The organism is Francisella-like endosymbiont (genome assembly GCF_003069505.1).
Classification (GTDB): domain Bacteria; phylum Pseudomonadota; class Gammaproteobacteria; order Francisellales; family Francisellaceae; genus Francisella.
This window is the reverse complement of sequence record NZ_QAPC01000001.1, coordinates 244,979-267,582: the sequence shown is the minus strand read 5'-3', so window position 1 is coordinate 267,582 and position 22,604 is coordinate 244,979. Positions and strand designations below refer to the sequence as shown.

Below are 22,604 nucleotides of genomic sequence, written 5' to 3'. Positions count from 1 at the left end.
AAAAAGGCTATAATCTCGCTATCAGGACTCAGTACTCGAAAATTTAGGCATGGAAAACTACTTATTCTTTGAATTAATAATTTTTATTGTTGCTGTTTTAGGCGGTGGTATTGGTGCTGTCATTGGCTTAGGTGGTGGCTTAGTAATTACCCCATTGCTAACAACAGTGCTTGGAGTACCTCTTTACTATGCCATAGGTGCATCACTAGTAACTATTATATGTACATCTACAGCAACATCTTTAGTTTCATTAAAGTCACATGGATTAACCAAAGATAAATTAGGTTTATTTTTAGCATTAGCAACAGCTGTAGGAGCTATATTTGGAGCTAAGCTGGCTTTGATGCTTAGAGCTAAAGTATTATTTTTAATTTTTGGTGGCATACTTATTGTGGTTGCAATTTTAAGTTTCATTAAGAAAAAATCAAACGCTGAAACTAAACCACTAAAGCAATTTTTTATAGCTAATAAACTACAGCTTAATGATAGTGTTATTATAGGTGGGCAAAAGCAAGATTATAATGTTAACCACCCTATCCTTGGTTTTATTTTTATGGCTGGTGCTGGTTTTATTGGTGGTTTACTTGGTATTGGTGCTGGGATATTTAAAGTTGTAGCTATGGATAAAATTATGAAAATACCTTTTAGAGTCAGTACCTCGACAAGTAACTTCATCATGGGTATCACTGTATTTAATGCAACTTCAACTTACTACTTTGCTGGATATATAGACAGCTCTATCACAGCAGCTGTAGCATTAGGTACTTTATTAGGTGCGACAATTGGTTCAAAATTAATGCCACATATCCCAACTAAAGCTATTAGATTAACTTTTTTTGTGGTTGTATTTATATCAGCAATACAAATGATTATTAAGGGGTTAGTATGATTAAGGATGATGTTATTTATAAAGTCTTGAAATTAAATTTATTTATAGCTATTTTGTTTATAGCTATTGGCGCACTAAATGCCTTTTTAGGAAATTACGATACTACAAAAAATATTATAAGTATTGGCATTTTGTTGATAATAATTTCCCCATTATTAAGAATTTTTCTTGAGCTAATATTTTTTATAAGAGATAAAAATTACACTTATATATTAGTCTGTATAGTATTATTTATAATAATAGCCATAAGTATCGTTTGTTAGATAGTATATTTTTTTAAAAATGTTAATATTCTGTTTACTATAAATAATGTATTCCTAAGAGTTAGAAACTTATAGCGATATGTTTACTAGTTTATCAGATAAATTACAATCGTCTTTTAAAAAGATAAAAGGTCAAACCTCTCTAACAGAGGAGAATATCCAATCGGTGCTGCGTGATATTAGAGTGTCACTTTTAGAAGCTGATGTTGCCTTACCAGTAGTCAAAAAGTTTATAGCTAACATCAAAGAAAAAGCTATTGGTGAAGAAGTCAAAAAAAGTCTTACCCCAGATCAGACTTTTATTTTTTTTGTCAAAAAAGAAATTGAAAAAGCACTAGGTGAAGAGGAAGTACCAATAAACCTAAAAACTCAGCCACCTGCTGTTATATTAATGGCTGGTTTACAAGGTGCTGGTAAAACAACATCTACAGCTAAGCTAGCTAAATACCTAAAAGAGCAACACAAGAAAAAAGTTATGGTAGTCAGTACCGATGTCTATCGCCCTGCTGCTATCGATCAGCTAAGAACTTTAGCAAATAGTTTAAATGTTGAGTTTTTTGAATCAAATGCTTCACAACAGTCTCAGGATATTGTAACAGCTGTGATGAAAACAGCAACAACTAAACTTATAGATGTGCTTATCATCGATACTGCAGGTAGATTGCATATCGATAATGACATGATGGATGAGATTAAGCAAATCCACAAAATTGCTAATCCAATCGAGACATTTTTTACTGTTGATAGTATGACAGGGCAAGATGCTGCAGTAACAGCCAAAGCATTTAATGACGCTTTAGAGTTAACTGGTGTGATTTTGACAAAAACTGATGGAGATGCTAGAGGTGGTGCTGCTTTATCAATCAGAGAGATCACCAATAAACCAATTAAGTTCTTAGGTACTGGTGAGAAGACTGATGCTTTAGAGCCATTCCATCCTGATAGAATTGCTTCTAAGATTCTAGGTATGGGTGATGTTCTTAGCTTGATAGAAAGTATAGAGCAAAAAACAGAAAAGAAATCTGCTGAACAGCTAACTAAAAAGCTTAAAAGTGGTAAGAGCTTTGATTTAGAAGATTTCAAAGCACAAATCCAACAAATGAAAAAAATGGGTGGTGTAGGTTCAATTATGTCTAAACTACCAAATATACCAGCAAATCTACCAGGTAATGTTGGTGATGATATGTTCAAGAAGATTGAGGCTATGATAGATTCTATGACTCCAATTGAGCGTAAAAAACCAGAGCTTATCAAACATAGTAGAAAACAGAGAATTATTAAAGGATCTGGAACTACAATTCAAGATCTTAATAAACTGCTTCAGCAACATACGCAAATGAAAAAAATGATGAAAAGCGTTATTGGTAAAAAAGGTGGTATAGCAAACTTAATGAAACGCATGTCTGCTATGCAAGGTATGGCGAATATGCCAGGTCTTTTTGGTAAAAGAAAATAAGTATATATAAATATAAGGATATCTAAATTAGTGATAGGTGATAAAAACTTTAATAAAGTTTCTAATATAAATATAAAAAAAGAAAAAGTATTGATTCCTGCAGAAGTTCTAATCCAAGATATACCTCTTTTAAGGACTTCCTTTGAAACTGTAAGAAAATCTCGGAAAGAAATAGCTGATATTATCCATGGAAATGATAATAGAGTCGCTGTTGTTGTAGGACCTTGTTCTATTCATGACCCTGTTGCTGCAATTGAGTATGCTACTAAGCTAAAAGAGCAAGCTAAGAAATTTAACAAAGATATACTTATTATAATGAGAGTATATTTTGAAAAACCACGCACAACGATTGGTTGGAAAGGATTTATTAATGATCCTGACCTTGATAATTCATATAATATAAACAAAGGTTTGCGTCTTGCGCGTAATTTATTATCAGATTTGACTAGTATTAGACTGCCGTGTGCAACTGAGTTTCTAGATGTGATCACCCCTCAATACTTTGCTGAGCTAATCACTTGGGGAGCAATTGGTGCTAGAACTGTTGAAAGCCAAGTACATAGAGAATTAGCTTCTGGTCTTTCTGCATCGATTGGTTTCAAAAATGCTACTAATGGTGATATCCAAGCAGCTGTAGATGCAGTTAAATCTGCTATTTATCCGCATCATTTTTTAAGTGCGACAAAATCTGGTTCAACAGCGATATTTGCAACTAAAGGTAACCAAAATGGTCATGTAATTCTTCGTGGTGGTGCTTCTGGACCTAACTTTAGTAAAGAGCATGTTGATGACTGTATTGCTAAACTTAAAAAAGCTCATATTAATACTAAGGTAATGATTGACTGTAATCATGGTAATAGTCAAAAAGACCATACTAAGCAAATTACCGTATTAGCAGATATTTGTGAGCAGATAAAGCAGAGTAATGATATTTTTGGGGTAATGATTGAGAGTAATCTTGTTGCTGGCAATCAAGATATCAATAACAAACCTTTTACTTATGGACAAAGTGTTACAGATAAATGCGTTGACTTTGAAGAAACTCTTAATATGCTAGAAATGCTAGCTGAAGCTGTCCAAGTAAGACGTGATTCTCAAAATAAACAACAAGTTAAAGAAGAGTCACAATTCTCTTTACTATAAAATATTGTTTGTTGCCTTATTCTTTGATACAGGCTATTATCAATCGCCTAAGCTCTTAACTTTACTAATTTTTCCATTTCATTTTATGGTGATTAAGGTTAAGATTAACATTTAATAATTTCGATATTACTAAATCTATTTGAGCTACTGGGTTCCTCTTTTTTTGTCCAAAATTTTAAAAAATGTATATATTATTATAATTATTAATACTTATTTCACAGTGATGATTTAAACATAACAGCTCATAAAAAAATACTCAGATACAGTTTGTAAATCTATGCTTGTTATATCATTTTGAGTTACTATGCTAACCTTACTTCTTACATTTGGATTATTTTCTCTAAAATAATGTTTAAAGTTTTAGTTTTTTGTTTCTTCATAATAACTAACCCAAGAACTATTTATCTTATTTAGATTAGGAGGAAGCTGTCGATTTGATTCTAGAAATCCTATTGGAACATTTGAGGAAACAGTTGGAATATCACCATTGTTACTTAAGAAACTACATTAATGATCATATTGGGAGAAAATGCACTGCCTGGCAACTGTTTAAATACAATATTTGTAATAACTGAATTTATCTGGGAAGACGATGTCTTGTTGATAGAATTCTTTTATATTTTTTTACAGCTTCAGGTTTAAATTTATCTTTTATATCTAAGACAAAATCTGGATTTTCATCTTTATTGTTACAAATAAGTATAATATTTTTATTCATATCTGCAAGATCATTTTTATACTGATAACTGGATTGTTTGTGATCAGCATAGCACCAAAAACAACAAGTTTTGCATGAACCAAGTTTAGAAACATTATTCCTATTATTGTTAGTATTATAAATAAAATTAATTTACTTATATTTTTTTCTTTAATTTCTTGAACTTATATTTCATCCTATTAATAATCGTTTTGAAATCTATTTAAATTTAAAATTTAAACAACCCAAGAAAATTTTATAATTTGTTAGTATTACAACTTTTATGAGCTAGCTAAAGCCAATTTTATAAGAATTAGGAAATATATTAGTTATAAATTCATATCCACTTTGCGAGTTTTAATTTTATATCCTCAAAGTCACCAAATATGATTTAGTAATTTATTCTTTATAGCTCTTCTATTAAGTTCTATTAATAGTATAATTTCTTAGTAGTCTACTTTGTATTAGTATATTTACAATCCAATTCCTCTCAAAATTTGTGGAATTAACAAAACTACTATTGAGTGAACCTGATGAAAAAAGGCAAGAACTAAAGAAATATTGAAACATTAATAAACGCAATATCTAAAACTTTTTGGGAAGACCAATAATCATCTGGGAAATGCCACATGTTGCCATATCCATCTGCAAATATTGTGCCATCATATATATTATATATTTAAATTTATTACTGTTTATCTTATTAATTACCTAAACTTGATTCTAGTTTTAAGAATAAATAACCAATATTTTTATTAAAATTCATATAGCAAAAATAGTTTTAATAGTTCTAAAAAAATGGTTTATTTTGATGTTAAGATTTTTTTAGAACTATTAATCATTAGTTAAAAACTGTATCTAAATGATTTTTATAATTTAAACTCGTCAATGAGAGGATTTGTCATAACATCATTACAGATAAATGTTGGTAGTGTTGACATCAGATAAACTAATGAACCTTATGAAATGCAAATATACTCCATCAACACCAACCCCCTCGAATAATTGGTCTTTTCAACAAAAACTTCTAATGGAGCATTTCAAGTTAATGACAGCATGTATTTTATCTTTTAATAAACCCCATCTGAACCATACTTCTTATTAGAATCATTTTAAGATCTACCATCATTAGCATATAAAACTCCATGACCTGAGGTAAAAACTTCGTCAATATACTCTTTAACTATCCAAGGTAGGTCCCATCCACCAGCCTGCCATTTGGTATATCACTTGCATCAACCCAAAGCCATTTTGATCTCATCATCAATATTATAGCCGTTGTCGATAATTGTCGTTTTGATACTAAAACTTTTATTGAACAGATGACTCTGTGATATATCGAGCTAAATATTGATTAAGTGCACCTTTTGAATGACCAAAGTCTTTCTTATCATTAATTATAAGTTTTTTTCATTTATTTGTTTGTTCCTAGAGTTTAAATCTTATATAACCGTTGGCTACCTTAGCATATTGCACCAGTATTATGAACACTGATTACAACACCACCAAAAATGGCATTGATAATGTTTTTTTCTGCATTGATGAAGTTTGAATATATTGTCCCTATTATCTCACTAGCTTTGGCTACCTTCTACTGCTTAATATGTCTTATATCTGTATGTAATAAATCAGTGTCAAATGGTGAATCGATAATATTCTTATACTTAAAATAATTTTAAATCCCTTGGCTTTGCATCTTAGCATCAATGAAATTAATATACTCCTCTCTAAACCTAACTCAAGTGTATAACCTTCTTTGAGGACTTATTCAGCGACCTTGTTTTTTCACTCTTGGGCAAAATATAGCTTCATCTAGAGCACCACCAGCTTTATCATTATTGATAATTAGCATATGTTTATAACCGAACTTTTCAGCATGTGTTTTTGCAAAATCTGCTGTATATAAATATGTAATAGCATCTGTATCTATGTGTAAATCTAGAACATAATCCACCTTTTGAGCTTCTTTTTGCATAAGCAAATTTAATCTTTTGCTTTAGGTAGTTCCCACTCATTTGCTAGTTCTTTATTTAGCGTGTTGTTGTAGTAGATTTTCAAAAGCTTATTTATATTATGCTGTAGTTGAATTAATATACTCTTTGACAAAAGTTGTATAATCGATTTTAGGATAAAAATAATATCTATTAAAATTATCACCTGTTGAAGAGTCAAATCTATCTTGATGCACTGCACCTATAAACGCATCTTTACCAATTGGGTTACATTTAGGAATCAGGTAAACATATCCTTTAGGCTGAAACTTTTTGAAATACTCTAAAAGCTCTATCATTACAGTATTACCTTGTAGTTTTCTGAAGTGTGCATACTTGCTTGCATATATACGCCATGTGCTGATGAATCAGAGCTTTTGATAGTTATCTTCTCTACATAAATATCATCTCATGTTGATGATTGACTTACTTTAATTTTTTGTTTTGAAATATAATTAGACATAAATTAGTGAAATAAATCTTTCGCGGTGTGATAATTTATACCAAGATAATAATTGTTTAAAAAATATTTACTATCAAAAAAAATTATTAATCGGATAAGTAATTGTTATTACACAGTTAGCGCTAAAATGCTAAAATGATTCTAATAATTTTAAAATCAAAAATAATTCAATGATAAAAGTAATGACTTTTAATGCTAATGGTATTCGTGCAGCTGCACGTAAAGGTTTTTGGGAGTGGTTCAAAATTCAAGATATTGATTTTCTGTGTATTCAAGAGACAAAAGCTCAATTTCACCAATTAGAAAAAAACAAAGAGCACTTCCCTATTGGCTACTATTATGATTTTAAAGATGCTGTCAAAAAAGGCTACAGTGGTACTGCTATTTATGCCAAAAAAAAGCCTCTAAAAGTTATCAAAGAACTTGGTCTAGATTGGGCTGATGATGAGGGGCGTTATATTCAGTTTGATTATGAAAACTTTAGTATCGCGAGCTTATATTTACCAAGTGGCTCAAGTGGCGATGTCCGTCAAGAATATAAAATGCAGTTTCTTGAAAAATACAAAGAAATACTCAAAGAACAAATAGAATCTGGTAGAAATTTCATAGTTTGTGGTGATTTTAATATTGTACATAAAGAGATAGATATCAAAAACTGGAAATCTAACTATGGTAAAACATCAGGGGTACTACCAGAAGAGCAAGCTTGGTTAGATCATATCTTTGATGATTTAGGTTGGGTTGATACTTTTAGAGTTATTAATCAAGAACCTCTACAATATACATGGTGGTCAAATCGTGGTCAATCTCGTGCAAATAATGTTGGTTGGAGAATTGATTATCATATCTCAACGCCTACTTTAAAAGACAAGGTAATACCTGAATCTGATTATATTTATAAAGAAATTTGGTTTTCAGATCATGCTCCTTTGATTATTAGTTATGATTATGAGGTTTAGATGTTTATAGAGATGGTACAACCAAGTAGCTTTAATTGGATTCAATATTAGTAACTTTTATGACATTTCTAGTTTCTGCCGGATTAGATGTTTGGATTTCTTATACATTCCTGACATATAAAGACAAAAAAATACAAAAATTAATAATGAAATAGCTTTAACTCAGATTAGAGAAAAAGCAATGATTATGAAAAGAAATATAGATGGTTTATTAAAACTATTTAAATGATTAATATAAATAAGAAAGAATTGTTAAGTAAGTCTATTAAAACTTGTAATAACATTAAGTTCTTATAAATGTAGCTATTAATGATAATAATGATTTTTTCTTTAAAAAGGAAAATATCGAATTAATGCATAGGTCAACTCATAAACAACTTATTAAATTCTTAAATGAGATAAATAAGTCTTTAAAAGAAGAGGTTGATTTATTAAGTAATATATTAAAATACATAAATGAGAAAGTAATAAAAAATAATTAACATGGTAGATGCTTACATATTTTCAGGTCTACTAGGAGTAGGCAAAACAACTTTAGCTAAACAATTAGCCAAAACCATACCTAATACTATCTACTATAGAATAGACACTGTAGAATATTATCTCAAAAAAGCTTATTCTCAAGAGCTAACTAAACAAAATTATGAGATAGTCTATTAATCAAGCAAAATAAAATCTTGAGCTTGGTAATAATGTAGTCATAGATTATTGTAATCCTATTGATGAATCTCGAAGTTTATGGACTTAGCTTACAGATATAAATACTAAAGTTATAAATATTCAAATAATCTGTAGTGATAAACAAGCTCATCAAAATTGAATAGAAACAAGATATAAAACTAATCCAAATAAATACCCTTCTTGGCAGAATGCCATAGAGATTATTATCTTTTGACAACAGGATATTATTACAATTGATACCGTCTTCTAAAACTGATATAATAGAGTCATTTAAAATAACTTATAATTATCTAAGGAATACAATATGAATTATAAAAAATTTTTTTATAAATTATTACTAGCATTTTCACTGTTCTTTGTGGCATTAGGTAGTTTTGCTACTGATTTCAAGCGATATAATATCTATCTAATTCCAGCAAACACAGCCGATAAATATATAAAAGAATTCGATGACTTCTTAGCAGAAACTAATGTACTGGAGAAATATAAAACTACACCTTTTATAAAAAACCATCCTGTGCATCTAACACTCTACCTGACAAGTTTTGAGACTAAATATATTACAGATATACAAAATGAATTAGCACAAATTGCTAAAAATACTAAACCTTTCTATATAAAAACAACAGGTTTTAGTGCTAGAAAAAGTGGTTTTGTAATGTTAGATATTCAAAACTCGCAAACACTTCAACAATTATCAAATACAGTTGTAAAAGATTTAGCTAAATATAGAAATAAAGACTACCCTGTCCCGAGTTGGGTAAAATTTTATCCAGATAAATTAAAATCTTTTGAAAAATATGGTTCGCCAAATACCTTTGCTGAATTTAATCCTCATCTAAGTATTCTCGCGGTAAATTTACAAACTGATCAAGTAAGAGAGAGTTTTAATAAGGATTTTAACGAGATTATCAAAATCACAAAATTAAAACCTACTAGCTTTAAAATCAAAGCAATAGGCTTTGGTGAAGTAGATGAAAATGGACAAGTAACTAAAACTCTAAATATTTACAAATTAAATACGGAAAATTGTAAGCATAATTTTAAAGTAAGAAAATATAATGAATAATAATTACTTTGATATAATAAGTTTAGGTGGCGGTTCTGGAGGTATAGCATCTGCTGTACAGGCTGCTAAATTTGACAAAAAAGTTGCGATTATCGAAAAGCGTGAGCTTGGTGGTACTTGTGTAAATAGAGGATGTGTACCCAAAAAAGCTATGTGGTATGGTGCAAATCTTGCAGAGGTTCTAAAACATGATGCCGCAGGCTATGGCTTTGATATTGAGGTTAAGGGCTTTAGCTGGACAACTTTAAAAGAAAAAAGAGCTAAATATATTAGTAATATCCATAGTTTTTATGACAGATTATTAGATAAATGGAATATCACTCACTTTAATAATTGGGGTAAATTTAAAGATAATAAAACTATCGTACTAGATGATGGTATAGAACTAACAGCTGATAATATTTTCATATCGCCAGGTGCTTACCCTATTGTTCCAAAAAACATCGAAGGTGCTGAACTAGGTATCACGTCTGATGAGTTTTTTGAGCTTGATGAAATACCTAGAAAAGCGCTAATTGTTGGTGGCGGCTATATAGGTGTTGAGATTGCTGGTGTCTTGAACGCTCATGGTACAGATACAACTATCATGGTGCGCAGAGATAAGCCATTAATGGATTTTGATAATGATATTAGTGATACTCTAGTTGAATGTATGGCTATGACTAATCTAAAGTTACTCAACCATACAAATATTACTAAAGTTGAGAAAACTGGTAATACTTTAAAAATTTCAACAAATACAAGCCAAGTTATAGAGAATATTGATACATTAATTTGGGCTACAGGTCGTGCACCAAACACCCACAACTTAGGTATAGAGAATACCGATATCAATATTACAGATAAAGGGGTAATACCTGCTAATGAATGGCAAGAGACAAATGTCAAAGGTGTATATTCTCTAGGTGATGCTTCTGGAGGCGCTCAGCTAACACCTGTTGCTATTGCTTGTGGGCGTAGACTTGCGCGTAGACTTTTTAATGGTGAAACAAACCTAAAACCAAAACTTGAGTATATCCCAACTGTTATATTTTCTCACCCTGCTATTGGTACTGTCGGCTTATCTGAAAAAGATGCTAGAGAAAAGTATGGTGATCAAAATATAAAAGTTTACAAATCTCGCTTTATAGCTTTGTATTGTGCTATTTCTGGTCATAGAATGCCTACTGTAATGAAACTAGTTGTAACTGGTGAAAATGAAAAAGTTGTTGGCTGTCATATGATTGGTCTAAATGTTGATGAGATGCTACAAGGTTTTGCAGTAGCTATCAATATGGGTGCTACTAAGCGTGACTTTGATGATACTATAGCTATTCACCCTACTAGTGCTGAAGAACTTGTAACTTTGATTTAGAAAATAGCTAATTCACCTACCATAATTATAATTGTCGTGCTGAATTTATTTTAGCATATCACTTTAGATATAAATTTATTGAGGCCTTAAACAAGTTCAGAATGACCTTTTAAGTTTACCCATAAAAATTTTAGGAAAATTTATGATATTAACCATAGCAGATACTCTTGGTAAAAGAGAAATTATAAAATATAAAGGTTTAGTTACTGGAATAATTGTAAGAACACCTACTATCACACAAGGTATTTTGGGTGGCTTGAAAAATATAATTAGGTAGTAAAAATACTTCCTTTACAAATGTTTGCAAAGAAGCTATATTACATGCTGAACAAGAGATGATAAATCAAGCTAAAGAGTTAGGTAGCTAATGCAATAGTCGCGATTTGCTATCCCTCAAGTAGTCTTAGTGGATAAAACACTAGTTGGGAGTACCGAAGTCTTCTGCTATGGGACTGCTGTAGTTTTTAGATAGTCATTAAAGATCAAAATTTATAAAATAAAAATAATATTACCCCTTTTTGAGTGTTATTGACATTAGAATTATGGGAAAGATTTGGTTATTATGGCTTGTAAGCTACATTAGCTATTTATTTTGCTAGAAAATTAGGTTTTAGTGATGCTGAAGCAATGTTAATATTTGGTTCTTTTCGGTATTACTGTATGGTGGTCCACTAATTGGTAGTTAGATTGGCGATAACTATCTTGGTACTAAGCGTACGATATTTATTGGTGCGGGGATTTTATTTTTATCATATTTATCACTTAGTTTTGGTACAGTCATTGCACAATACATAGGTAGTACAGAAAAAACTTAGTTATGTATTCACTAGCTGGAGTTGCGATTGGTGGAGGCTTGTTTAAAGCTAGTCCCTCATTCTTTAATATCAAAGTTATTTGAAAAATGTTATCCTGCTCTTGATGGCGCAATGACTTTATACTATATAGCTTTTAATATTGGCTCTTTTGTTTCAATGCTTATTACTTCTATAATAGCTGCTAAATAGGTTATTTTTATGCTCAGCATTTTGGATGTTGCTTGGTCTGATAAGCTATATAGTTTTTATCCAAAATTTTAAAAGATCGCAACTAAAGCTGGTAAGCAAAAAATGTCTTGGATCAAGGTTTTTGTTGTAATTTTAGATGCTATTATCAAAATTTTCATAATTGGAAATATCATTAAGATACTAAACTATATACTCGAATAGTTGTTGTGATAGCAATACTTGCATTGATATATTTCTTTATACAAATGTTCAAGCAAGCATAGCATGAAAGAAAGAGAATGATTGTAGCTTTGATTTTGATTATTCAAGGTATTATATTTTTTGTGCTGTATCAACAAATGCCGACATTACTAAACTTTTTCGCGGTTATATAATGTAAACCCTCATTTCTTGGGAATGACTGTACATGGTGAACAATAGCAGGTTATGAATCCTTTAATGATTGTTTTAATATCACCGTTATTATCAGTTGTTTATAAGAAAATACCTGGTACACATGTGACAAAATTTTATTTTGGCATGACTTTATGTGCACTAGCATTTTAGTACTATACTTCCCACAATTTACTACTACTGATGGGATTGTATCTGGTTGCAGAATTATTCCCGCGTAAAATGAGTGATTTTGCCTTGGGGATGTTGGCTTTAACTATGATGGTTGCTGAGGCCAATTTGTGGTTATGTTGGTGCGTTGACATCGCCAGCAGAAGGAACTGTATTACAAAGGTTGAAGGAATAACTGTTTGTTTATGGTCATGTCTTTTTAACTATAGGTATTTTTGTTGCTGTAATTGCTGGTATTATGTGGATTCTCGCGGTTGGCTAAATACTATTATGGAGAGTACCAAAGTACATTTTGTATCAGAAGGTACTCATGGTATGCATGAAGAAACTATTATACCGATTACAACAGATCGTTAATCTTTAGCTTTTGGTTTTCTAACACTTTTATTTTGATGATTTTTTTGTCTAATTTTTTTGCAAAACGTTTATTGGATTAGAAGGCTTTTTATTACTATTATTCTTTGAGCCTCAAAGTCTTCAAACTCTTCGCTAGTTAACAAATGTCCTATTAGATATCAATATTTGATAATGATGCTACTTCATAAGCACTAACTAGAAAAATTACTAAACCATCTTGTCCTGCTCTAGCTGACCTACCTATTCTATATGTACATAATCTTCAGCGACATTTGGTAAGTCAAGATTTATCACACATGAGAGTTCAGCAATATCTATTCCGCGCGCAGCAACATCTGTAGCAACTAAAACATTTATTTGTTTAGCTTTAAAATCTGCTAAGGCTTTGGATACGTGCGGTTTGACTTTTGTTACCATTAATAACACTACTGCTAATACTAGCATTATTTAACTTTTCTGAAATTTTATTTTCCCCATTTTTAGTGCACGATAAAACTAGTACTTGATGCAAGTTTTGTTGCCTAATTAGAGCAATCAAAGCATTTATTTTGTTAGATTTATCTAGATATAGATTTTTTGGGTTATTTTTTTAACAGCTGTACTTACAGCATCTACCGAGATAAATTGTGGGTTATTAAGAAACTCATTGACTAAATTTTTTATCGCTGATGAAAATGTTGCCGAGAACATTAGTATTTGGATTTTTTTTAGGTAAAAGTTTATGAATAATTGGTACCGTGAAAGCTATGGTTTTTCCTATTCCTGTTTGTGTTGCTGATAACATCACTACCCTGCAAAATAGTAGGAATAGCTTTTACTTGGATTGCTGTTGGAGAGTTGTATAACCTTTTTTACTAAAGTGCTGCATATTGAAGGATTTAAACCTAAATCTAAAAATTGCATGAATATTTTGTTTCCTATATATTATAAACCTAGCTATATTAACACTAATAACTGGCATTTACTCTATAAAGATGATTTATTAAATAATATAATACAGTCTAATAATTTAGTTACAGCACGATAAATTTGATAATGAAAGGTAGATATTGCTCTAAATTAGGTAAAAATGTCCAGCAACACCTTATCAAACTAGGTCTAGAGCAACCCAGAGAATTTAATCTTGATAATGATAGCAAAATAGCCACAATAGCCAAAGCATATCGACAAATCTTAGATGCTCTTGGTTTACACACACATGAATTTGAGAAAACTCCTTTTAGAGTAGCAAGAATGTTTTCTCAAGAAATATTTAATGGCCTTGATTATGCTAATTTCCCTGCCTGTGCTTTATATGAAAATGAATTTAACTATACTGGAGTTCTAACTCAAAAAAATATAACTATTATGTCATTTTGTGAGCATCATTTTGTACCGTTTGAGGGTACTGCTGAGGTTTCTTTTATTCCTAAAGATAACAATATTATTGGTCTGTGTCATATTAATAGTATTTGTGATTTCTTTGCCAGACGCCCGCAGATTCAAGAGCGAATGACCACACAAATATTTGAAACTTTAAAGTTTATTTTAGCGACAGACAATGTTAGTGTGAAGATTGAAGCTAAACATACTTGTGTTTCATTTAGAGGAGTGAATAATCAAGATTCTCAAACATATACACAAATGGTTGGTGGTGTTTTTGCTAAATAGAAATGATGTTAAGATGAGTAGTTTATTAGATATTGGATGTTTATTTTTAATCGCCTTGATTATTGCTTGTATATTTTCAAAAGGCTATTTGAGGTATTTTATTGTAGCTCTAACGGTTATCTATTATCTTATAGGTAATGGAATCTTAGGAACCATTTTAGCGCTACCACTTAAATCAGAATCTACAGATATTAAAGCTTGCGCTAATACCAAAGGGATTATTCTCTTAGGAGCTGGTATAAATCAAGCTTTTGGTGAATTAGGGCCAGCTTTAAGTGCCTATGATCGTATATTTAAAGTTGCAGAATTGTATAACAAATATCCACAACAAATCATTATAAGTGGAGGAGCTCCTTTGATGAAAAACTATCAGAAGCTCAATTTATGCTACGGTGTTATATAAGTTAGGTATACCAAAATCAAAAATCATTCTCGAGAAAAATTCTAAAAATACCTATCAGAATGTTTTATTTATTAAGAAAATCTTAACAAATGATAAAAATACTTACTGTTTAGTTACTGGTGGAATTCATTATAAAAAAGCAAAAATAATTTTTGATAAATTTGCTATAAATACGATTAGTATAGCTTCATCAAAGTTTGTCCCAAATATAAAAATACTCCCAGATGCTTATAAGTTTCTATGTAACCCAAAATATAATTCATGAGTATTTAGGAATTATAAGAATTTATCTATCATCATTGTAATTATAAAATTGCTAGTTAATATACTTATAACTGATTGTACCTGATACGAAAATTTTATTCAAAAAGAGCTGTTATAAGATTCAACAAAGAGATATAATGTTAAAAATCATTTAACTAATGTTAAAGGAAAGTTGTGTTTTTTCAAGATATCTTTTTAAAAATTATAATTATTTTTAGTATGGCAATAGGGTTTTTATTTGTATTTTAAAATACTTCAAGCGCAAAAGAGAAAATAACTCTCAGCCTATTTTAGAAATAGTCTCGTTTGAAACTACTAAAAATACTACTACTCAAGAAGTATTGCAAGCATCAGATAAAGTAACACAAGATCTGCAAAGATCAAACGGCTTTATAAAAAGAACTTTGACTCAAAATACAAATAATCCTAATCAATGGGTTGATATTAGTGGCAATCTATCAAAGATACTCACACATCTATGAATAAAGCTGTAGAAAATAAAGATGTACAAGCATTTCCTAAGTTGATAAAAAATGGTTCAAGAATGTATCAAACAAAATCAGAGTATTTAAGCATTAAATCTCAAACTGAATAATTTTCAAGATTATTTTTTTATATTTATATAGTATATTTTCTAAAAATTACTTAAATATATAAACAAGCCAGGATTATCAAATGTTTTAAAATATAAAATCTCTAATACTGTTTTAGTAGGTTACCTAATGGCCAAGTAATAGAAAATGACAAAGTTTATTGAACTCCTGAAGAGAGGAATGTTGGTTATACTAAATTTGATAAGAATATTTTATTATTAAACTATAAAAGTGCTAAGATAGCTATATTAATCTGCTATACAAGTGAATTTCCAAATATCTCTTTAGATCTTGCAAAATAAGTATAATTTACTCAGAAGAAGAGATGAATCTGATGTAATGAAAACATGTGCTTTAGAAAAAATCTCTTATCTAGCATGATCGCCTTTATAAATGGGATCTTAAGTGGTAAAGACTTAAATGGCAATATTCCAGCTGGTAGCAGAATGTCTGATGAAGTGATGGGATCTCCTGAGCAAAAAGCTCGATTTGCTACTAGACAAAATGCCACAGTTGACAAAGCTGTAGTAGAATACTTAGAAGTTGCTAAGAAACATAATTTAGATGTTTGTCAAATTGCAATAGCTTTCACAATCAGAAAAGCATATATGAGCTCTATCTAGTATAATTGGTGCGACAACTATGGAGCAGTTAAAACTAATATTGATGCTATTAATCTAAATTTATCTGATTAAGTCTTAGCTGATATTGAAAAAGTCAGAAGAAAATATCCAATACCACTCTAGAGATAGGCTTATCATGTTGTCAAAAAATCTTTCTAATCTTAATATGGTTAAGTGCAGTGGTATTTTACATGTACACTCGCATGATAAATACATAACTTTTAGCATTTTCTGTTCCTTTAATAAATCAATACGGCTATTCTATATATTGATATAGCTTTTTTGCCATATCTATTATATACAGTATTGCGATGTTAGTGATGAAAATACCTTTTGGAATTATAGTTGATAAATATGGTATTGATATCCCAGTGATGTTTTCTATGATTGTAGTTTTAATCGGAATAATAGTTTTGGCTCCTTACAGGTATAGTTTTTTATACTGTAAATAAACGTAAGAAAGTTATCTTGTCAGTATATTTTAACTGTTATTTCTAATCGAATACATCTTAAATAGTATTATCAATCCTTTAGCTGCTTATTGCTTATATCCAAGAGACTTTAGTCATTATAATTTTGGTACTTTTATGAGCTACAAAATAGCTTATTACTTGTTTTTAGTTTTATTAATTATTGCTAATATATTAAGCTCTAATCAAAAAACTGTTGATTTAATGGTGTAAGAGCATTAAGCTTATCGAAATGCAACTCTGAAAACTAGTCAAACAAAGACTTCGATAGGCTCAGCCAACCTGCTTGTTCTATAAAGCTTTTATCGATTAAATCAATAGTCTTTCAAAGACTCAAAAAGTTCTTTAATGTTACTAAACCATACTCAGTTAAATATGCCTCTGGATGATACTGCACCCCAAAAATCTTTGCACTTTGATGAGCAAAAGCCATGATCTCATCATCAGTTGAAGCTAAAGCAATCAAAGGTTTTCTAATATCATCAACGATTAATGAATGATAGCGTGTTACAGTAAATTTTGCTGGTTGATCTTTATATAATATTGATGAGTGAAGTTGCTTAATCTCAGAGAGTTTTCCATGATATATTTGCTTAGCTTTTATGACTTTTGCACCAAAATACTGAGCAATAAGTTGATGTCCTAAACAAATACCTAACAAAGGTAGATTATTTTGTTGACAATATTCAATAATTAGGTATATGTCTTTAAGCTTATCTGGATGACCTGGTCCTGGTCCAATTATGATATGCTTGTATTGCTCAAGATTTTTTATTTGCGCATCAGTTTTTACCACAGATGCTTGATAGCCAAGATAAGTTATATAATCAACAATCGTATTACTAAATGAATCATAGTGATCGATATATAAAACCATCTTAAATCTCCAAATATGAGGGTATCAAACCTCGAACACTATTAATAAGATATATTTTATCAGCAGTTTTCAAATCATTTAAAGTCAGGCTTTTAGCTTCAAGTTTACCTTGTTGAATTAAAGATTTTCTTGTGATACCTGCTAAGACACCATCTTTTAGTTTTGGAGTGTAGAGTTTATTATTTTTCTCAATAATTATATTGTGAAATCTAGTTTCAGTAATATTATCTTTTTCATTTAGATAGATAAGCTCACAATTCTTGTCTTGATTAATATATTTTTGATGCATTTGAATATAAAAACCTCGTGTCGAGTTATGCGTGGTTTTATGCTGGAATAATTTATTAGCTGAATTTATTTTCTTAGGGCAAACTACTAGCTTAATAAGCTGTTGCTTAGTGGTATCAATTTGAGTATGTTCAATAATTATAGATCTATCATAACGATATTCAACACGGATTTTATATTCTTTATCTCTAGCTAATTGCTCTACATAATCATATAGTTGATCTCTAATCTTTTGAATATCAATATCAAAAAATAATTGTCTAGCAGAATTCTCAATCCTCTCTAGATGCAACTCTAAATCTCTAAATTTGTTACGATAGTAAAGACTTTCAATTAAACCAAAATCTGGTTGGTATATTTGGCGAATAAAATTTATTTTAATATTCATTTCTTGCCATTCTGATTGCACATCTGAATATACAGTGATACCACCACCAACACCAATTTGTAAATTATCCTGATATTTTTGTATAGTGCGAATAGCTACATTAAAGCACATATCATTATTTGGCATAATATAACCAATGCTCCCGGTATAAACTCCCCTTTTATCTTTTTCTATTTGTTTGATTAGTTCAATAGTTCTTTTTTTGGGTGCTCCTGTGATTGAACCGCATGGAAATAATCCATCTAAAATTTTTCTAAAAGATATTTGTTTATCTACTTTTGCGGAAATTTGAGTGGTCATTTGTAATAAGTTTTTATATTTCTCTATTAAGAATAGTTTATCTACTTTAACACTATAAGTTTTTGCTATAGCTGATAAATCATTACGCAGAAGATCTACAATTATTAGGTTTTCCGCTCTATTTTTATCACATGATGATAATTCTTGATATATTTTTAAATCCTCTAAATCATTACCTGTAAGTTTAGCTGTGCCTTTCATCGGCTTGACAAATAAATTATCAGCATTTTTTTTAAAAAAAAGTTCTGGTGAGATTGATATAATATCTGGGTTTAAAAATGGTAGATATGCTGCATATTTAACTGATTGTTGTTGTTTAAGTTTATTATATAGTTCTTGACTAGTAAGCTTTGTGGTAGCTGAAATATTTTTAGTTAAATTAATTTGATAACTTTCACCATTGATAAGTGCGTGCTGAACTTCTGCAAAACTTTTTTGATAATCTACAAAACTAAGACTATCTATCATTAAATCTATGTTTTTATTTGAGTTTAGATAAATAGGTATATCATTACAATAGTCTCTAAATGCAACAAAATGAAGTAACTTACCAGCAGTAGTAGTATTACGTAAATGTCTCAGGTTATCATTAAGATAATAGCTAGCTTCATAGCTTATGTAACCAACCAAAAATAGTCGCTGTTGTTGAAATTTTTCTAACTTATAAAAAGCTAATTCTAGTGATTCTTTATCATTAGCTATAATCTGCGCAATAGGATTATAGAAATAATAATTTTGCTGCTTGCTCAATGTATCTTCAAAGATTGTAAATTGTGGTAATTTATAACTACTCATAATTAATCATTCCTTTTAATTTCTTTCTATCAATTTTACCTGTTACTGTTAATGGAATTTTATCAATATATACAATCCCATCTAATTTTTTATATTCAGCTAGATATTTACTTAGTTGACTATTTATAAAATCTAAACAATACTGCTTTGATGCGACTAGATAAGCCCAAATTGTTTCTCCCCATATTTTATCTTGCTTAGAGGTGACAATACAATCATTGATACCAGCTATTTTCAAAATTATAGTTTCTAACTCAAATGGCGAAATATTTGAGCCTCCTTTAATAATTATATCTTTATAACGACCATAAAGTCTAAGCTCATATCTTTGGTTATCAAAACTACCGATATCTCCTGTTTCTAACCACTGGATTTGATTATTTAAAGGTAACATATTATTTTTGATAAAAATCTTACCGTAATTAGTATTTGCAAACTTAGCTATTCTTACTTGGGTGTCTGAAAAGATTTTAACTATGTTAGTAGTAGTGCTAGCTGAGATATTTTGACCATAACCAAAGACTTCTGTCATACCTATACCATTTAGCAATGGTAAGCCTAATTTGTCTTTTACAGCTGTTGCTAAGCTTGTACTAGCCGCATCACCAGCAACACCTAGATAGTGCAAGTTATTGTTACTATTAATATCTTGAGCTATTAGAAAGTGATACATCGTCGGTAATAATGCTAAAGCTGTGACACTATTTTGGTTAATAATCTTTGCTACTAATTTAGCATCAAACTCACGGATAATTGTTATATCTAATCCCATTGCTAATGCTGGTAAAATTTGATACGAAAAAGCAAAAGCATGATTTATTGATAATACTACTAGAAGATGATCACCTAATTTAAGGCCTAAATCATGGACTCTATTTTTAGCATATGCAATAGTTTGCTCGATATTATGAAGATGCTTTTGATAAGAGCCCGTAGTACCTGAGCTTACATGTGCTATCAAAGCTTTAGCATGTATTGTAAAATCTTCTTTTTGAGCAAGTTTATCAAAAAAAGCTAACTCATTCTTTATGTATAATGTCTTAACTTGTAAGTCACAAAGTTTATCGGTTATAAATAAACTATCATCCTCTACTATTGCTGCTAGTTCATTATCGACTAATCTTGGGTTGATCGGTACAAAAAGATCTATATCGGCTATCCAACTAGCTATGTATAGGCTAACTGATAATGGTGAATTTTTGAGATTTGAATATATTTTTCTATAACCAAAAGATTCCAAAAATCTAGCTAGACTATATGATTTTTGCAGAATTTCAACATATTTATATTTTCTATTTTCAAAGAAAATATATTTATTTTTGCCATAATTTTTAATATTTGCTAAAAACTCGCTAAGCTGATTCATTTTTATAGCAATTAATTATATATTTGCTGATATAATATCTTAAATACAAAAATTTAACTGTAATTTTATCTACAAAATGAAACAATCTTTATTTTTAAGTGATGTGGAAATATATGTAAGTTTAGGCTGCTCTGAACAAGAAAGAGCTCATAAACAAATGATTAATTTTGATCTAGAGCTAGAATTTAACCAAGTTTATAGTGCTAGTGATAGTGATAATCTTGACGAAACTATTTGTTACTATACTTTAAGAAATAATATCCAACAATTTTGTGATGATATTAGCTGTAATCTTATAGAGTACTTAGCTAAACAAATTTATCTATTTATTGAAAAAAACTACAGTAATATAACTATCAAATACTTGAAACTTATCAAAAAGCCCCCAGTATCCCAGATAGGGTCAGCTTGTTTTGTAATTAGGAACTAGTGTGCAATATATTATAGGAATTGGAACAAATATTGGTTTTACTATCGAAAATATTCATCTTGCGATAGCTGCCCTAGAATCGCAGCAAAATATAAGAGTTATAAGAAAAGCAAGCTTATATAGTAGTAAAGCTGTTCTTAAAGAACATGCCCCAAAAGAATGGGATATCAGATTTTTAAATACAGCTGTGAAAATTAGCTCTTCGCTAAAGCCTAATGAGCTTTTAGTAATCTTAAAAGATATAGAAACAAAAATAGGTAGAAATCTAAGTGCTCCTATATGGTCACCTCGGGTGATTGATTTGGATATTCTCGCTGCTGAAGATTTAATCCTAGAGACAGATGAGCTTACAATTCCACATAAAGAATTAATTAATCGGAATTTTGCTTTAGCACCTTTATTAGAATTATCTAAAGGCTGGCATCACCCTAAATATGTCGAATGGGACCTTAATATAAGATTAAAAGAACTAAGGGAGATAGTAAAACTTAAACAAACTCTTGCAAATACAATGCGTATAGGTATCGTTAATCTGTCAAATCAATCTTTTTCAGATGGTGATTTTGATGATAGCCAGCGTAAATCAAACCTTGATGAGCTTATAAAAAATGGTGCTGAGATTATTGATATAGGTGCTGAATCGACTAAACCTGATGCTAAGCCTATAACGATTGAAGAAGAATTTAACAAATTAGATAAATTTTTAGAATATCTCAAATCACAACTTGCAAATTTGATTTATAAACCATTAGTTAGCATTGATACACGCAAGCTAGCTGTAATGCAACAGATTCTCGCTAAACATAATGATATTATCTGGATGATAAATGATGTTGAATGTAACGATATTGAGCAAAAAGCCCAATTAATTGCAAAATATAACAAAAAATATGTCATAACTCATAATTTATGTATCACAGATAAAAATCAGTATTTAGACAAAGATAATGCTATAAATAATGTTTGCGAATATATAGAGCAAAAAAAACTTGTACTTCTAAAACACGGTGTGACAAAAGAAAATACTTTCTTTGATGTTGGCTTTGGTTTTGGTAAAAAATCAGATACTGCTAATTACTTATTAGAAAATATAATTAAAATCAAACAAAGACTAGACCTAAAAGCATTAGTTGGTCACTCACGCAAACCATCAGTTTTAGGTTTAACCAAAGATAGTAATCTAGCAACCTTAGATCGTGCTACAAGAGAGCTTTCGCGAAAGTTAGAGAAATTAGGTATTGAAATTATAAGAGTACATAAAATTTAA

General features: G+C 30.0%; 17 protein-coding genes and 8 pseudogenes. 18 read left to right on the top strand and 7 right to left on the bottom strand.

All coding sequences use genetic code 11. From position 1 onward, the window contains the following. Positions 1–49 precede the first annotated feature (49 nt). The 4 genes from C9379_RS01560 (at position 50) to C9379_RS01545 (ending at position 3,751) form a co-directional block, all read left to right on the top strand. Positions 50–889, top strand: coding sequence for a sulfite exporter TauE/SafE family protein (locus tag C9379_RS01560; protein ID WP_143385019.1), 840 nt, complete (start codon positions 50–52; stop codon positions 887–889). Next, complete coding sequence (locus C9379_RS01555; protein ID WP_143385020.1) at positions 886–1,152, top strand: DUF1634 domain-containing protein; 267 nt, start codon at positions 886–888, stop codon at positions 1,150–1,152. Before C9379_RS01560 ends, C9379_RS01555 begins: the two co-directional genes overlap by 4 nt. 79 nt (positions 1,153–1,231) lie before the next feature. Then, positions 1,232–2,608 carry a signal recognition particle protein gene (ffh, locus tag C9379_RS01550; protein WP_143385021.1) on the top strand — a complete coding sequence of 459 codons (1,377 nt, stop codon included), beginning with the start codon at positions 1,232–1,234 and terminating at the stop codon, positions 2,606–2,608. 30 nt (positions 2,609–2,638) lie between these two features. Beyond that, on the top strand, positions 2,639–3,751 hold the full coding sequence (locus C9379_RS01545) for a 3-deoxy-7-phosphoheptulonate synthase (RefSeq protein ID WP_143385022.1): 1,113 nt from the start codon (positions 2,639–2,641) through the stop codon (positions 3,749–3,751). A 1,538-nt stretch (positions 3,752–5,289) separates the two neighbouring features. Here C9379_RS01545 and C9379_RS01540 read toward each other — a convergent pair. The 3 genes and pseudogenes from C9379_RS01540 to C9379_RS01530 all read right to left on the bottom strand — a co-directional run bounded on the left by C9379_RS01540 (position 5,290) and on the right by C9379_RS01530 (position 6,738). After that, positions 5,290–5,849, bottom strand: a pseudogene (locus tag C9379_RS01540) (NAD(P)H-dependent oxidoreductase). 367 nt (positions 5,850–6,216) lie between these two features. Beyond that, positions 6,217–6,423, bottom strand: coding sequence for a M14 family metallopeptidase (locus C9379_RS01535; RefSeq protein ID WP_143385023.1), 207 nt, complete (start codon positions 6,421–6,423; stop codon positions 6,217–6,219). Between the two features lie 96 nt (positions 6,424–6,519). Continuing rightward, entirely contained in the window at positions 6,520–6,738 is a 219-nt protein-coding gene (locus C9379_RS01530) for a hypothetical protein (RefSeq protein ID WP_318263364.1), read from the bottom strand. Between the two features lie 334 nt (positions 6,739–7,072). Here C9379_RS01530 and C9379_RS01525 point away from each other — a divergent pair, with 334 nt between their 5' ends. The 6 genes and pseudogenes from C9379_RS01525 (at position 7,073) to C9379_RS01500 (ending at position 12,890) form a co-directional block, all read left to right on the top strand. Further along, the gene (locus C9379_RS01525; protein ID WP_143385024.1) at positions 7,073–7,861 is read left to right on the top strand and encodes an exodeoxyribonuclease III; all 789 of its coding nucleotides are present in this window, start codon (positions 7,073–7,075) and stop codon (positions 7,859–7,861) included. Between the two features lie 483 nt (positions 7,862–8,344). Continuing rightward, a pseudogene (locus tag C9379_RS01520) lies at positions 8,345–8,850 on the top strand (P-loop nucleotide/nucleoside kinase family protein). Beyond that, positions 8,847–9,611, top strand: coding sequence for a 2'-5' RNA ligase family protein (locus C9379_RS01515; protein WP_143385025.1), 765 nt, complete (start codon positions 8,847–8,849; stop codon positions 9,609–9,611). The pseudogene C9379_RS01520 and the gene C9379_RS01515 overlap by 4 nt, the downstream one beginning before the upstream one ends. Beyond that, positions 9,604–10,965, top strand: a complete 1,362-nt coding sequence (gene gorA / locus C9379_RS01510) for a glutathione-disulfide reductase (RefSeq protein ID WP_143385026.1) — start codon at positions 9,604–9,606, stop codon at positions 10,963–10,965. Before C9379_RS01515 ends, gorA begins: the two co-directional genes overlap by 8 nt. Positions 10,966–11,107: 142 nt before the next feature. Then, a pseudogene (locus C9379_RS01505) lies at positions 11,108–11,437 on the top strand (YbjQ family protein). Between the two features lie 50 nt (positions 11,438–11,487). After that, positions 11,488–12,890: pseudogene (locus C9379_RS01500) on the top strand (oligopeptide:H+ symporter). On the opposite strand, the pseudogene C9379_RS01495 reads toward C9379_RS01500, so the two are convergent. Further along, positions 12,887–13,793 (bottom strand): annotated as a pseudogene (locus C9379_RS01495) (helicase-related protein). The pseudogenes C9379_RS01500 and C9379_RS01495 sit on opposite strands and share 4 nt — an antisense overlap. A 126-nt stretch (positions 13,794–13,919) precedes the next feature. Between C9379_RS01495 and folE the strand changes: the two are divergent. The 6 genes and pseudogenes from folE to C9379_RS01470 form a co-directional block, all read left to right on the top strand. Then, a complete protein-coding gene (folE, locus tag C9379_RS01490; protein WP_143385027.1) occupies positions 13,920–14,540 on the top strand; it encodes a GTP cyclohydrolase I FolE in 621 nt (206 codons plus the stop codon). Beyond that, positions 14,530–14,943, top strand: coding sequence for a hypothetical protein (locus tag C9379_RS08655; RefSeq protein WP_425536911.1), 414 nt, complete (start codon positions 14,530–14,532; stop codon positions 14,941–14,943). The genes folE and C9379_RS08655 overlap by 11 nt, the downstream gene beginning before the upstream one ends. After that, a complete protein-coding gene (locus tag C9379_RS08650; RefSeq protein WP_425536910.1) occupies positions 14,933–15,208 on the top strand; it encodes an ElyC/SanA/YdcF family protein in 276 nt (91 codons plus the stop codon). The genes C9379_RS08655 and C9379_RS08650 overlap by 11 nt, the downstream gene beginning before the upstream one ends. A 173-nt stretch (positions 15,209–15,381) precedes the next feature. Then, positions 15,382–15,802: pseudogene (locus C9379_RS01480) on the top strand (EbhA protein). A gap of 94 nt (positions 15,803–15,896) precedes the next feature. Next, positions 15,897–16,099 (top strand): annotated as a pseudogene (locus C9379_RS01475) (nitrilase-related carbon-nitrogen hydrolase); the annotation flags it as partial. Then, a pseudogene (locus C9379_RS01470) lies at positions 16,092–16,495 on the top strand (aldo/keto reductase); the annotation flags it as partial. The pseudogenes C9379_RS01475 and C9379_RS01470, both read left to right, overlap by 8 nt. Before the next feature lie 723 nt (positions 16,496–17,218). Here the strand turns inward: C9379_RS01470 and C9379_RS01465 are convergent. From C9379_RS01465 to C9379_RS01455, 3 genes are read right to left on the bottom strand one after another with little or no spacing between them, the layout of a single operon-like run. After that, positions 17,219–17,770: an anthranilate synthase component II gene (locus C9379_RS01465; protein WP_143385028.1), complete on the bottom strand. Its 552-nt coding sequence runs from the start codon at positions 17,768–17,770 to the stop codon at positions 17,219–17,221. 1 nt (position 17,771) lies between these two features. Continuing rightward, positions 17,772–19,541 carry a bifunctional chorismate-binding protein/class IV aminotransferase gene (locus C9379_RS01460; RefSeq protein ID WP_143385029.1) on the bottom strand — a complete coding sequence of 590 codons (1,770 nt, stop codon included), beginning with the start codon at positions 19,539–19,541 and terminating at the stop codon, positions 17,772–17,774. Continuing rightward, complete coding sequence (locus tag C9379_RS01455; RefSeq protein WP_318263365.1) at positions 19,534–20,907, bottom strand: class I adenylate-forming enzyme family protein; 1,374 nt, start codon at positions 20,905–20,907, stop codon at positions 19,534–19,536. Before C9379_RS01455 ends, C9379_RS01460 begins: the two co-directional genes overlap by 8 nt. A gap of 76 nt (positions 20,908–20,983) precedes the next feature. Between C9379_RS01455 and C9379_RS01450 the strand changes: the two genes are divergently transcribed. Both C9379_RS01450 and folK read left to right on the top strand, forming a co-directional pair. After that, complete coding sequence (locus C9379_RS01450; RefSeq protein ID WP_143385031.1) at positions 20,984–21,337, top strand: dihydroneopterin aldolase; 354 nt, start codon at positions 20,984–20,986, stop codon at positions 21,335–21,337. Between the two features lies 1 nt (position 21,338). Then, positions 21,339–22,604: a 2-amino-4-hydroxy-6-hydroxymethyldihydropteridine diphosphokinase gene (gene folK / locus C9379_RS01445; protein WP_143385032.1), complete on the top strand. Its 1,266-nt coding sequence runs from the start codon at positions 21,339–21,341 to the stop codon at positions 22,602–22,604.

Bases quoted from the DNA above. Each gene is read 5' to 3' on its own strand.
- C9379_RS01455 (WP_318263365.1), bottom strand. From the start codon at position 20,907: ATGAATCAGCTTAGCGAGTTTTTAGCAAATATTAAAAATTATGGCAAA.
- C9379_RS01535 (WP_143385023.1), bottom strand. From the start codon at position 6,423: ATGCAAAAAGAAGCTCAAAAGGTGGATTATGTTCTAGATTTACACATA.
- C9379_RS01515 (WP_143385025.1), top strand. From the start codon at position 8,847: ATGAATTATAAAAAATTTTTTTATAAATTATTACTAGCATTTTCACTG.
- C9379_RS01555 (WP_143385020.1), top strand. From the start codon at position 886: ATGATTAAGGATGATGTTATTTATAAAGTCTTGAAATTAAATTTATTT.
- C9379_RS01465 (WP_143385028.1), bottom strand. From the start codon at position 17,770: ATGGTTTTATATATCGATCACTATGATTCATTTAGTAATACGATTGTT.
- C9379_RS01560 (WP_143385019.1), top strand. From the start codon at position 50: ATGGAAAACTACTTATTCTTTGAATTAATAATTTTTATTGTTGCTGTT.
- C9379_RS01525 (WP_143385024.1), top strand. From the start codon at position 7,073: ATGATAAAAGTAATGACTTTTAATGCTAATGGTATTCGTGCAGCTGCA.
- C9379_RS01450 (WP_143385031.1), top strand. From the start codon at position 20,984: ATGAAACAATCTTTATTTTTAAGTGATGTGGAAATATATGTAAGTTTA.
- C9379_RS01530 (WP_318263364.1), bottom strand. From the start codon at position 6,738: ATGATAGAGCTTTTAGAGTATTTCAAAAAGTTTCAGCCTAAAGGATAT.
- C9379_RS01460 (WP_143385029.1), bottom strand. From the start codon at position 19,541: ATGAGTAGTTATAAATTACCACAATTTACAATCTTTGAAGATACATTG.
- gorA (WP_143385026.1), top strand. From the start codon at position 9,604: ATGAATAATAATTACTTTGATATAATAAGTTTAGGTGGCGGTTCTGGA.
- ffh (WP_143385021.1), top strand. From the start codon at position 1,232: ATGTTTACTAGTTTATCAGATAAATTACAATCGTCTTTTAAAAAGATA.